At 37.2% G+C, this 13,574-nt stretch carries 11 protein-coding genes; 6 read left to right on the forward strand and 5 right to left on the reverse strand.

The window, feature by feature from the left end; genetic code table 11:
• The first annotated feature begins 610 nt into the window (after positions 1-610).
• From M23134_RS03745 to M23134_RS03770, 6 genes are all read left to right on the forward strand, one after another.
• Positions 611-1,264, forward strand: a complete 654-nt coding sequence (locus M23134_RS03745; RefSeq protein WP_002694027.1) for a hypothetical protein — start codon at positions 611-613, stop codon at positions 1,262-1,264.
• Positions 1,265-1,433: 169 nt separating this feature from the next.
• On the forward strand, positions 1,434-1,814 hold the full coding sequence (locus M23134_RS03750; protein WP_002694030.1) for a response regulator: 381 nt from the start codon (positions 1,434-1,436) through the stop codon (positions 1,812-1,814).
• A 99-nt stretch (positions 1,815-1,913) separates the two neighbouring features.
• Positions 1,914-2,213, forward strand: a complete 300-nt coding sequence (locus tag M23134_RS03755) for a hypothetical protein (protein ID WP_002694031.1) — start codon at positions 1,914-1,916, stop codon at positions 2,211-2,213.
• A 27-nt stretch (positions 2,214-2,240) separates the two neighbouring features.
• Positions 2,241-3,008: an MBL fold metallo-hydrolase gene (locus tag M23134_RS03760; RefSeq protein WP_002694033.1), complete on the forward strand. Its 768-nt coding sequence runs from the start codon at positions 2,241-2,243 to the stop codon at positions 3,006-3,008.
• Positions 3,009-3,217: 209 nt separating this feature from the next.
• Positions 3,218-8,458, forward strand: a complete 5,241-nt coding sequence (locus M23134_RS03765) for a PAS domain-containing sensor histidine kinase (RefSeq protein WP_002694035.1) — start codon at positions 3,218-3,220, stop codon at positions 8,456-8,458.
• Between the two features lie 6 nt (positions 8,459-8,464).
• Complete coding sequence (locus tag M23134_RS03770) at positions 8,465-9,106, forward strand: response regulator (protein ID WP_002694036.1); 642 nt, start codon at positions 8,465-8,467, stop codon at positions 9,104-9,106.
• A 256-nt stretch (positions 9,107-9,362) separates the two neighbouring features.
• Here M23134_RS03770 and M23134_RS03775 read toward each other — a convergent pair whose 3' ends face one another.
• The 5 genes from M23134_RS03775 to M23134_RS03795 form a co-directional block, all read right to left on the reverse strand.
• Complete coding sequence (locus M23134_RS03775; protein WP_045112936.1) at positions 9,363-9,665, reverse strand: hypothetical protein; 303 nt, start codon at positions 9,663-9,665, stop codon at positions 9,363-9,365.
• A gap of 30 nt (positions 9,666-9,695) precedes the next feature.
• Positions 9,696-10,112: a hypothetical protein gene (locus M23134_RS03780; protein ID WP_002694039.1), complete on the reverse strand. Its 417-nt coding sequence runs from the start codon at positions 10,110-10,112 to the stop codon at positions 9,696-9,698.
• A 91-nt stretch (positions 10,113-10,203) separates the two neighbouring features.
• Positions 10,204-10,959: a mechanosensitive ion channel family protein gene (locus M23134_RS03785; RefSeq protein ID WP_232296768.1), complete on the reverse strand. Its 756-nt coding sequence runs from the start codon at positions 10,957-10,959 to the stop codon at positions 10,204-10,206.
• 280 nt (positions 10,960-11,239) lie between these two features.
• Positions 11,240-11,920 (reverse strand): metal-dependent hydrolase, encoded by a 681-nt coding sequence (locus tag M23134_RS03790; RefSeq protein ID WP_002694043.1) that lies wholly within the window; start codon positions 11,918-11,920, stop codon positions 11,240-11,242.
• 157 nt (positions 11,921-12,077) lie between these two features.
• A complete protein-coding gene (locus M23134_RS03795; protein ID WP_002694044.1) occupies positions 12,078-13,547 on the reverse strand; it encodes a GAF domain-containing SpoIIE family protein phosphatase in 1,470 nt (489 codons plus the stop codon).
• Between the last annotated feature and the right edge of the window lie 27 nt (positions 13,548-13,574).

The following is a 13,574-nucleotide window of genomic DNA, read 5'->3' on the forward strand; positions in this document are numbered from 1 at the left end:
AGCAACTAACAAATTGTAATACAGTATTTTATACTACTGTATATGATGAAGAAAATACAAAGGGTTGTGATGATCCTTAAAAAAAATTATCAGGCAAAATACCTTTCACTATAAGTGGAATCAAATGTGGATAAAAAGTTTGCAAATTTGAAAAACTGTATTGTGCGGGAGATTTCAGAGGCGGATTGAATAACTGATTTAGAAAGTCAAAAGTATTTCTTAGCATTAAGCTAAGCCTAACCACAAATAGATTAAATATACATAATATTAATTCAGTTGAGACACGAAGAGACAGACAGCAAAGTGAAGGGGATGTAGAACGGTAAATGGTAGTAAAACTGAAAATGATTTAAAACCCTGGTTCATTGATGAGCCGGGGTTTTTTTATTAACCCCTGTTTTGAAGAAGGTAAAAAAACTTAGATTTTTAGTATATTAGAGATTACCAGGCCTTTATTCTTGTATTGATGGATCAATAAAAATCAGTGATGCTAAAGTTGTTTTATATGATCTCTATTGAGCGTTTGTTTAAAATTTATCGAAAATCACGTGAAACGCGAAAACTTAAATAAGCTCTGAAAGTATAAATAACCATACTTAACATTATGTAGATGGAAAAATACAGTTGGTTGTTTGTGTTAACAATGTTTGCTTGTACCCCAAAACACCAAACAAGTGTGGCATTGACTCATCATGAAAAAGAGGCTACTCAAGAGTCTACTACCCTACCTAAAAAAAACTATATGGTAGTAGAGTTTTATAAAGGAGTAAGCCAAACCCAGGCACAACAAGTATTGGATAGCTTAAATTGTACTTATCAATGGCAATCGGGTGACAAAGAAGACGACTCCCATCAAAACCAAGTCATCACTTCGGGTGTGGGGCACAAGTATTTACTCACCTTTTATGACTCCCAAAAACAAGCGGCGTTTTTGAAGCAAACTCAAGTAAAACCTGCAATTTTTAGAATATGGGATGAGCACAACCAAAAGAGTTATACCTACAATAAAAACAATGCTTTGGTGGTGGTTTTTAAACTCAAACAAACCGAAGATAACTGCAATCATTTGTTACAGCAGTGGAATTGTACTTATTATTCAGGAATGGATTCGGGCAAAGGGAAAAAGTATTTTTATTCTACAGGCCCTAAATTTATTGTAAACTTTCCGAACAAAACCCAGGCACAGGCTTTTATAGACGAGCATAAAAAAATGCCCGAAATACACGAAATATACCCTCCAGACTGGGGCATCTTCAAAGATTAAGGAATGCTTGATTTTCAATGCCTTTCATTACATAAGTGAACTATTTTTTTAAGTTTTGGTGAACTATTTCTAACTTTACTACCAATTTTTAGATGATCTTGTAATATTCAATCACAAAGATTGTTTGATTAACTCATTAATAGTTCTGATTCCAAATATTGTAATCAACATGGGAAAAAAAATATTGATCGCAGAAGACAGTTCTGTAATTCAAAATATTGCTACCAAAGTCTTGTCATTTCAGCGTTATGAGATCGACTCTGCCAAAGATGGTAAGCAAGTAATGGCAAAAGTTGCCAAGGAAAACTATGACGTGATTTTGATGGATATCAACATGCCTAAACTGGATGGTATGGAGTGTTCACGTCAAATCAGAGCATTGGAAGACGAACAAAAGGCGAAAACGCCCATTATTGCCATTACCGGAAACGCCAAAAACTATTCACCAGAAGACTTTTCGGCGGCTGGTATCAATGACTTTATGCCTAAGCCGATTGATTTTGATTTATTGGTGCAAAAGGTAAAAGAATTTACCGGAAGCGAAGTGTAAAAGCTTTTTTGACAAAAGATATATGCTATTTGGTATGCTTGGTTTTATTCAAGGTTTACCAAATAGTTTTTTTTGGTAAAAAAAGCATGAATCATCTCTATGAAAGTAAAGTACAATAATAAGTTTCAGCAATCATTAGAAGACTTGTTCAAAAACATTGGCTACATGGTACGTTATGAGAAAGGAAATTTCAAATCGGGTTATTGCATTCTCAAAAACAATAGTGTAGTAGTTATCAACAAATATTTTACTCAAGAAGGAAAAATTAATTGTTTGATAGATATTTTAAGACAAATTCCTTTTGATCAGTGCAATTTGAACGAAGCCGATCAAAAACTATATGAAGGCTTGATGTCTTTACCCTCCAAAAATAATAACTCTGCCGTTGGTAAAGAGTAACTAACTCATAAACATATATTTAGAATAATGAAAGTAACAGTTCTGGGAAGTGGTACATCGCAGGGTGTACCTGTAATAGCATGTGATTGTGAGGTGTGCCAATCGTTAGATTACCGAGATCAGAGGTTGAGGGCAGCTATTCATATAGAGGTTGACAATCAAAGCATTGTAGTGGATACAGGACCCGATTTCAGACAACAGATGTTGCGTGAACGTATTACTTCGCTTGATGCTGTATTGTATACCCACCAACACAAAGACCACACGGCTGGTATGGATGACTTGCGTTCTTTTAACTTCAAACAAGAAAAGGATGTGCCTGTGTATGCCCGTGCCGAAGTAATGCAACAACTCAAGCAGGAATTTGCTTATATTTTTGTGGCAAAAGAAAAAAAATACCCAGGTGTGTTGAACATAGAAGAGTTCATCATTGAGAACAGACCTTTTGACATTAATGGCACCACAATTATTCCTATAGAAGTGCTACATCATAAGTTGCCTGTTTTTGGATTTAGAGTACAAAATTTTACCTATGTAACCGATACGAACTACATTGCTGACAATGAAATTGAAAAAATGAAGGGAACAGAATTCCTTATTTTGGATGCCCTACGCAAAGAAGAGCATATTTCGCACTTTAATATTGATCAGGCACTGGAAGTGATTGCTAAAGTTCAACCCAAACAAGCCTACCTTACCCACATTAGCCATAAGATGGGGTTACACGCAGATGTGAATGCAGAACTGCCTGAAAACGTGCAGCTTGCCTATGATGGTCTACAGATTGAGTGTTAGTACTTAGATAGTAAAAGAGAAAGCTTTCTTAATTTTATTTTATCAAATCAGCGAGTTATTTTTCCTGCATTTACGTATTACCTTAATAAGTAACCTTATTGCCCCAACAACTGGTTTTTGAATGAAAGTAAGCCTCTTAGCGTCAACTTGAGTGGGAGATATTTCACATTTTAAGAGGCTTTCCTGTTTAATTTTCAGCACAAATTATAATGTCAGAAAAACCGACCTATGAAGTCCTCGCGCAAAAAGTAGCAGTGCTCGAAACACGCCTACAACAACTAGAATACCTCGATTTATTTTTTCAGTACTCTACAGACGGAATCTTTTTGATGATGCTGGATGCACCTGTGCATTGGAACAATGCCATCGACAAAGAAGCTACACTTGATTATATTTTTGCTCACCAACGGATTACGCGGTTTAATCAGGAAATTCTCAAACAAAATGAAATGTCGGCAGAAGCCTATCAAGGAATGACACTTGATGATATGTATAAAGGCAACCTGAGCAAAGGGCGAAAGTTATGGACCGCTTTTTTAGATAAAGGGCGTTGGGAATCGGAACAAAATCTTTTGCTGACTTTTGCTAAAAAAACATTGGTTATAAAAGGAGTATATCAGGCAATATATGATGATCAAGGCAGGTTTTTTGGACTCTTTGGGGTGCATAAAGACATTACTGAACAAAAAAGAAATGAGCAGCAGCTTAAGGAGATTCAGCATTTTAATGAGGTGGTGTTTAACTCATTGGATGCCAATATTTGTGTATTAGACCCAGAGGGCGAAATAGTACAAACTAACCAAGCCTGGAAAGATTTTGCCCTAGAAAATGGTGGCGACTTTTCCAGGGTAGCCGAAAATGTCAACTACCTGAATGTATGCGGGGTAGAGGGGAGCTCTGATTTGAAAAGCAGGAATGACCAACAGGAAGCAGCAAAGGCACAACAAGGAATAAGCGATGTATTGCAAGGCAAACAAACCCATTTTCAGTTACAGTACCCTTGTCATGGAAAAGACGAAGAAAGATGGTTTTTAATGAATGTAAGAGCCTTGAATGGAAATATAAAAGGGGCGGTAGTTTCTCATGTAAATGTTACATCACTTAAAAAAGCTTACGATAAGATACAGGATAGTGAGCATAAGATGCAGTTGATTACCAATGCGTTACAATTATCGATTTATCAGTTTATTTCTTATAAAGAGGAGTTTATCCGGTTTGAGTTTGTGAGCGGAGGTGTAAAAGGAGTACTCAAGCAAAATGTGAATAAAACAATTGACCTTAAAGACCTGGTGGGGAGTATTAGTCAAAACTATAGGCATGAGTTCAACACGTCAATCAAAGAAGCCCTTAAGAACAAAACTCCTTGGGTGATGGAATTTCCGGTAATGGTTTCGCCCACTGAAGAAAAGTGGTTGCTTGCCCAGGCTTTTCCAGAAGAGGCAGGCGCAGATAAGGTATACTGGAATGGCTTGTTGATGGATATTAGTTCACACAAAGCTCTAGACAGACATTTACAGTTACAAGAGGCAATTATTCACAATTTGAATGATGCTATTTTGGTGACAGAAGCAGAGCCGATTGACAAACCTGGCCCACGTATTTTGTATGTAAATGCTGCTTTTGAGAAAATGACAGGGTATGCTATAGGTGAGATAAAGGGAGAAACACCCAGGATTTTGCAAGGTGCTAAAACAGATCGGGCTGTTTTGGACAAAATGAGGAGTGCATTTGAAAACTGGGAGCCAATAGAGGTGGAGCTGATAAATTATACAAAAAGCGGAGAAGAGTTTTGGGTAAATATTTCAATTGTACCCATAGCCAACGAAACGGGGTGGTACACACACTGGGTGTCAATTCAGAAAGATATCACTGAACGTAAAAAACAAGAGGAAAAAATAAGAGCCAGCGAAATCAAGTACCGTACTTTCTTTGAAGAGTCGCCAGTAGGGGTGGCAATTATTGACCTTGATACCAAAAAAGCAGTAGAGTACAACGAGCAAGCAGCTACTATACTAGGTTATAGTAAAGAGGAATTTAAAGACCTAAGTTTACTGGACTATATCAAAAAAAACGAAGAAGAAATTAACGCAGTGATTCATAAATTGGATACGCAGGTAGTGTTTACTTCTGAACAAGACATAGTGAAAAAGAATGGAGAGGATGGGTGTATGTTGGTGACTCTCAAAAAGATAGAAATGGAGGGGCGAGAACTGGTATTTAGTTTAAGGTTGGATCTTACCCGGCAAAAACACCTCGAAAACCAATTCAATGCATTTTTTGAAACGAGTCTTGACCTATTATCAATGATAAGTTTTGATGGCTACTTTATCAAGTTGAATAAAGCCTGGGAGTATACCTTGGGTTATACACTGGAAGAAATGAAAAGCCAGCCTTTTATTGAGTTTATTCATGAAGATGATAGAGAGGTGTCTGTGAGCGAAGCGGCCAAGCTTACGAATGGAGGGAGCTCTATAGGGTTTATTAATCGCTATAAGTGCAAAAATGGACAATACATCTGGCTTGAATGGAACGCCATTGCTATACCCAGCGAAAAACTACTGTACGCTTCTGCCCGCGATATTACCAGTGAACTCAAGGCAAAAGAAGACCTGGCAATCAAAGAAGCCAAGTATCGGGCTTTATTTGAATATTCGCCTGAGGGTATCTTGTTATTTGATGAGAATGACTGGAAACCTACCGAATTTAACGATAAGGTAGTGGAAATTTTAGGGTATTCCAGGGAAGAGTTTAGGCAAATGCCGCTTCAGCAATACCTGGTAGATTATCCTGATCGTGTACAAATAGACGAGGTAGCCGAACTGGTAAAAAAGAGTGAATCGCTGGAAATGGAGATCAGGATGGTTCATAAGAATGGCGAGATAAGAATTATTTTGGCTAAAATAAAATACATAGAGCTGGCCGAGCATGGGGTATTTTTTGATATTTGGGCAGACATTACCGAGAAAAAACGAGCAGAAGAAAATATAAGAGTGAGTGAAGAACGGTTTCGTTCGGCAATAGATAGCAACTTGGACGCTTTTTATATATTAGATGCCTATTACGATGCGCAAGGCGGGGTAATCGATTTTACTTTTGTAGACATGAATAAGGTAGGGTGCGATGTCATTAAACTGCCAAGAGAAGAAATATTTGGTAAAAAATTGTGTGATATATTACCTCTCAATCGTGAACAGGGCTTTTTTGAGAAGTATAAACAAGTTTTTTTAACTGGCAAAACCTTGGATGAGGAAGTTTATCTGGAAGATGCCAAGTTAAAACTAAGCTGGATACATCATACAGTTATTAAGCTCAAAAGTGGCATAGCCATTACTACACGAGACATTCATCAGCGTAAGTTCAACGAAGAACAAATTTCAATTGCCAACGAACAACTAAGAACACAACAACGACAAATGGAAGACTTGCTACAGGAAATTACTGTAAGCGAGCAAAAATTTAGGAGCCTTGCCGAAAACATAAAAGATGTATTCTGGGTGTTTAAGAATGGTTCTATAGAATACGTAAGCCCGGCATATGAAGATATATGGCAAAAAAGCATTCAAAGTTTACACAACCACAGTGATATGCTTTTAGACAGGGTGCACCCCGATGACAAAGTACGTGTGAAGGATGTATTTTATGGGGAGTACTATCGTAAAACAGGTAATTTTAGTGAGGAATACAGATTATTGAGAGACGATGGGACTATACATTGGGTAGACGTACGAACTTTTCCGGTGGTTGTAACCGATGCAACTTTTCATATTGTAGGCATCGCCAAAGATATTACCAAAAGAAAAGAAACAGAGAAACAATTGCGGCAACTAAACCTCAAGCTTGCTGCACAAAACAATGAACTTATTACCCGTGAGGAAGAGTTAAAGCTTACAAATGAGGAGTTAAATGCTAATAAAGAGACGCTAGAGGAAGCGTTGGATCAATTGGTGCGGAGTGAAAGCAACCTAAAAGCTTTATTTGATAGTTCAGATCAGGCAATTGTATTATTAGACACCCAGTTTAAGGTAATATCTTTCAACAAAGCGGTAAACTTGTTTCACCCTCAACTGGAGCAAAATCCACTAAAAGTGGGTAACTCAATATTCGATCATTATTTTGATACGCTTGAGATGAAAAATGCTTATAGTAATAAGCTCAAAGCTTGTCTGGCTGGCAAAGTGATTATGTTTGAGCGCCAGTTGAATTACCCTGATTCTGCTGGGGTACGTTGGGTAGAAACCTCACTTTACCCAGTGCGTGACCACTACCAACAAATCATTGGTGTGGCATTGAACGAAAAAGACATTACTGCTCAACGGCACATTGCCCTTAAACTTAGAAAAAGCGAGATAAGACTCCGTGGTGTGCTCAACAATACCGTGCAAGCCTTTTTTCTTCTGGATAAAAATCATCAGTTGTTACTGTATAATACAGCCGCAGTAGACTATACCAGACAAGCCTTTGGAGAGCAGCTCAAGGTAGGCAGTGATTTTATGGAGTTTATGCCCGAAGATATCAAAGAAGTATTTAACGTGAGGTTTGCAGAGGCACTTGAAGGTAAGTGGAGTTCAAGAGAAAGAGACATTGTATTTTTAGACGGCAGCAGGCATTGGTTTGAGGTAAACTATGCTCCAGTAGAAAGTCCGGAAGGAGACCGGGACATGGTGGTGTTTTCTATGCTTGACATTACAGAGAGAAAAAGGGCGGAGGAACGGGAGAAAAAATTGTTACAAGAGCAAATCAAGTATCAACTGGAGCAGGAAGCCCTCAAACGCAGTGCTATTCTGGAGGGGCAAGAAAAGGAGAGTCACCGGATATCGCGTGAGCTGCACGATAGTGTAGGGCAAATGTTATCTGCTTTGAGTTACCATCTCAACGACCTGGACACCATGTTGAAAGACAACAGAAACCTGGGTGCCCCTGTAGAAGGGGTTAATAAAGTAGATGTGACAGTCGAACGGGCAAAAGAATTATTGAAAGAAGTGATTCAAGAGGTAAGGGAAATATCTCATAATTTAATGCCTAAAATTCTGACCGATTATGGTTTGATAGAAGCACTTAAGCAGTTAAGGGTTGACTTTGCGTCGGCAGTAAACATACCTATTAACCTGGATATTTTCTGTGAATCTGAAAGGTTTGATGATAACATAGAAATTAGTATTTTTAGAATTACGCAAGAGGCAGTGAATAACATACTTAAATATGCAGAAGCTTCTGAAGTAAATATTCAATTGATAGAGCACGAAACCAACCTACAGTTATTGGTAGAAGATAATGGCAAAGGGTTTAAACTGGTTGATGTAAAAACAAAAAGTGGGAATGGGCTCATTAACATGGAAGAAAGAGCAAGATTGGTAGGGGGAACACTCTCGATAGATACTGAAATAAATAAAGGAACGTGCATTATGGTAGAGATACCATTGGAGCATTTTGGTAATGAACAAGCAAAATAAAAAACTATGATAACTTTTTATATTGTAGAAGATCATACAATTGTACGGCAGGGACTTAAGCAGCTGCTGGCAAAATACGCAGAAATGAAAGTGTTGGCAGAGTTTGGAGTACCTGATCAGATTATGGACAATCTGGCAAAAGGAGAACGCCCTGATATTGTGTTGTGTGACATAAACTTGCCAGGGATGGATGGGCTGGCCTTGACCGAAAAAATTAAACAAAAGTACCCTGATCAGAAGATAATTATATTGACCATGCACCAAAAAGAGTTTTATGTATTAAAAGCATTTGATGCAGGAGCAGATGGTTACTTTCATAAAGACACTGAAGAAAGTGAGCTCATTATGGGGATCAAAAAGATATACAATGGTCAAAAGTATTTTTGCCAGTCTGTATCACAAATCCTCATCAACCGTTTACTTGACACTAAAAACTCGTCGGGTAAAACCTTGTTACCTACGCTTACTTTCCGGGAGAAAGAAGTGCTGGAACAGGTCGTGGCAGGTTTGGGCAATCGTGAAATAGGCGATAAATTATGTATAAGTACCCGTACTGTGGAAAATCACCGAGCAAATATATTGAGAAAGTTTGGTTTGAAAAACACTGTGGAGTTGGTAAAGTTTGCCATAGAAAACTCTTTAGTTTAAACTAAAGGGCAAAAAATATACCCCAATAAAATCGAGGTATATTTTAGGAAAGTAAGTGCAAGTACAAATACAACAAAATATCTTTGTGCTAAATTTTATCTCTTTAGGAATTGAATAATATAAATATTTTATTGAATCATTCAATTATAACAAATATAATAACTTCAATAAAATATCTCAATGCGTAAAGTATTGGGTTTGAATGTAAGGGTAACTACTTAGTGAAGTAAGGGTAACTACTTTTGTTGCTGTGATTTTAAGTAGTAATGCTTTCTAGCTTTTCTTCTAGTTTTTTGCAGTAGTCAATGGCATCTTCAAGCATTACTCGTTGAGCATCGTTCATTTCTTGGTGATATTCCAACTTGGTTTGTAATTCTTGGGCATGCAATTCTAGTTCCTGAGTGATTTTCTGAATTTCAGATTCATACTGCTTTTTGAGTGCAATTAACTCCGCCTGAGTCCATATTTTAGAGCGGCGGAGTTGATTTTCATAATACGTTTTGATTCGCTTTACTTTACTTTCTTGTTGCAAACAAGTCATTTTTTGTTTTTTTATCATAGTGTCTTTTATTGGTTCAAACAAGATAGTTTAATGATCGATCGCTTCGTCAAGCGTTGAGGCATATTGAATATCCATTTGTTTGTATTTACCATCTGGAAAGCTGCTTTCTATCTTTTGACGGCCAATTTTTACACTTTGCATAAAAATATCATCAACAGGCAAAATTTTGCGATGAGTAGTGAGTCCTTGATAATACATGTCCTCTTTCCAGCTTACAAAGTACCACTCCATAGATGGTTGATGGAATACCTTCAGGTTACGTTTATCAAAGATTAACTTGGTAATCTTTTCTTTGGTTACCAGGCTTCCTATGTACTCAAAAGTTTCTTTAAACTCTTCTATTGGTATATAGTTAGAGGTAGCCGTTACAATACAAATATGTGGCAAACTTTCTATGGTTTCTACTTTAGTGTATTTACTTACTCTCTTAGAAATCAAATTCATTGTCGGGATCATATCAATTATATTTATTGTACTTTAATACAATTATAACCCATAGCCCGACAAATTGTTTATGACATTGGTACTTAGTGTATTAGTTCTCATTTTGCCTGAACAATACATTTTGATAAGGGTAAGGGATTTCAATATTATGCTTGCTAAATGCTTCTTTGATTTGTTTCAATAAATCACATTTCATCGCAAACCCATCACCAGAGTTTACAGACCAAACATAAGCCCTTAGGGTGACCGAGTAATTGTTAAGCGTGATGACCCGTACTAATATTTGAGGCGCTCCTTCGGCTATTTCTTCCTTGGTTCGGTTGTCTATGCAGTTAGGGTGTTTGAGCGCCTGCTCAGTCATAATTTTAATAGCCTCGTTAATATTGGCATTGTACCCTATGTCTACCTCCACAAAATTACATACCCTTTCGTCGGTAATGCTTGAATTGAGAATCGTAGCTGAGCTGATAATAGAGTTAGGTATGACAATGCGTCGGTTTTCCAAACTATTGATAATCGTATGCCTTAATGTAATATCCTCGACTGTACCAGGGTTTTCTTTACCTACTTTGATAAAGTCGCCTACCCTAAAAGGCTTAAAAAGTACAATAAAGATACCTCCAATGATATTGGAAAAGGCTTGCTGAGACGCAAAACCTACAATGGCGGCTAGTATACCTGCACTTGCCACAAGTGTATTCCCTATGTTTCTGAGCTGAGGAATAGACCTGAATATGACAATGAGTGCAATTATATATACAGAAAACGTTACAGCATTTTTAAAAAAATTATAATTCGTAGGATCGCCCTTGAGCAAGTGCATCGCATTTTCAAAATACTTGTTCAAAAGCTTGTTTAAAATTTTAGCAATAATGGTAGCAACTAAGAAAGTTAGCACTACAAATAATATGTTTTGAGTAATTCCAAGTTTTAAATATTCCATATGACAAAAACATAGAAATTTTGCCTAAAAAAGCAAATTACTCACAAAAAAAGCAGATGAGGCGTGTATAAACACCTCACCTGCTTTTTTTATAAAAATATTGAACTTGAAATTATAGTAGTATAATATTTTAGGAATCAACTGCTTATCGCCGATCATTGTTGGTAGATAACTACCAATAGCATTATAAATCTATAGTTTCGCCAATATCAAGCAAAATAAGATCTTTGCCTGCCTTTTTGAAAGTTTCTTTAGCTGCTTTATGGTCTATTTTTATATAACCAAACGTGTCGTAATGGATACCCACAATTTTATTACATTCAATAAAGTCAGCTGCTATTACAGCGTCGTCTATACCCATAGTAAAGTTATCGCCAATAGGCAGTATTGCAAAATCCAGCTTGGCAAACTTAGGAATAAGCTGCATGTCCAGCGTAAGAGCTGTGTCTCCTGCATTATAAAAAGTCTGTTCATTGCCATATACCACAAACCCACCTGCATTGCCCCCATACGAACCGTCAGGTAGCATACTAGAGTGCACTGCGTTTACATATTTTACCTTACCAAAGTCAAATTGCCAACTACCCCCGTGGTTCATAGGATGTCCCTTCTCTATTCCTTGGTTCTGAAACCAAGTCACAATCTCATAATTTGATACAATAGTAGCATCTGATTGTTTGGCTATTTGGGCTGCATCGGCTACGTGATCGCCGTGTCCGTGGGTAAGTAAAATGTAATCTGCCTTTATATCTGCTACCTTAATATCTTTAGCTAGTTCATTGTCGGTGATAAAAGGGTCAAATAAAATGGTTTTTCCATTCATTTCTACCGAAAAGCATGCATGCCCGTAAAAAGTAAATTTCATGATGTGGTGATTTATTGAATGATTAAAAATTAGTTTCGCTTTTGTTCACAAGTTAAAAACATGTAAGCTATTCCTGACAATCATTGTTTAAAAAACTCACAAAAAAACCACTGGGTATAGTCCAATGGTTTTGCTTATTTGACATTCATTTGAAAAATTATATCTGAATGCCTAAAAGCGTCACATCATCTCTTTGAGGTGTACCTTGCTGATATTCTTTGATTTGAGCTTGCATAAACTCTCTGTGCTGGAGCATACTAAACTGGGTGCCTTTTTGTAGCAAACTTTCAAATTTGCGTAACCCTAAACTTTTACGTTGAGGGCTGGCTATATCTTTGAATCCATCGGTAGATAAAAACAGCTTATCTCCTGGCGAAAGTACAATGCTTTGGCTAGTAAATGGTTGATTTTGATTTTCGCCTCCAACCCTTCTTCTATCACCATCTAATTTATGCAACAACCCATCCTGTAGATAATACAAAGGGCGTTTAGCGCCAGTATAAGTTACCTTTGTTTTGTCAGAAGCACAAGCTTCAATCTTGCAGAGACAAATATCCATTCCATCTTTATTTTGTCCCTGAGATTGTTTCAACCTTGAGCGCACGCCTACATGCATCATTTTAAGTATTTGAGCTGGGTCGGTTAAGCCTTTTCTGTTCACTATTTCATTAAGCAACGTGTTGCCTATAATGCTCATAAATGCCCCTGGCACACCGTGCCCAGTACAATCTACTACTGCAGCAAAGATTATTTTTTTTGCCTTTGCCTGGTGAGCCTCCCGATGTATAACTTGAGTTAACCAATAAAAATCACCTGAAACAATGTCTTTTGGCTGGTAAATCAGAAAGTGATCTGAAAACACTTTCTCAAAACTTGAAGCATTCGGCAAAATAGCCGATTGTATATTACTGGCATAATTAATACTTTCGGTAAGGTGAGTGTGTAATTTGCGGAATTCTTCGGAATCGTCGAGTTGCTTATTTAAAGCATCATTTTTCTCTTGTATCTGTGCGTTTGCCAATAAACACAAGTTGGTGCCCATGTTAGAGGCTATGCGCTGTAAAAATTCAAGACGTTGGGCTTTTATGGGTTGATAAAACAGTATTTCTAATACCCCCTGAATATTGTTTTGGTGTGTAATAGGAAAAGTAAGAATACTCTGTATAGGTATAGGCTGAGTAGCGCTTACCCCTGTAAAATTATCTTTTAATGTAGGGTTTACAATATGGTTCATCTGCATTGTTTTAGCCACTAACCCTACAGTATTTTGTCCTATCTTTATTTGTGGAGCTACTTCATTAAAATTGATGGCATAACTGCCGATTAACTCCAGTGTTTCGGGACAAGTTTTCATGTACAAAGTTGCTTGAAACCCCTTTACAAAAGGAATCAAGTGTTTTAGGAGGTTATCCGCCCAGTTTTGACAGTTTTGTCCAGGTTGTACCTGCATAATATCGGTAAAGTTTGCCCAGTTTTTATAAAAAGACAGTTCGTCTTCCTGGGATAAGGTAGGTTTCTGGGGAGTTTCTTGGTTAGAAGACACTGGGTGTGTCTTGTATAAAGTAGTATTAGGAGGGCCCTTCTTTATTGAAAAATTTTTCTTGTTGCTTATATTTTTAGGAAACATGTGTGCTTAATTTATTGATATGCTTGG

Source organism: Microscilla marina ATCC 23134 (assembly GCF_000169175.1).
GTDB classification, from domain to species: Bacteria; Bacteroidota; Bacteroidia; order Cytophagales; family Microscillaceae; genus Microscilla; species Microscilla marina.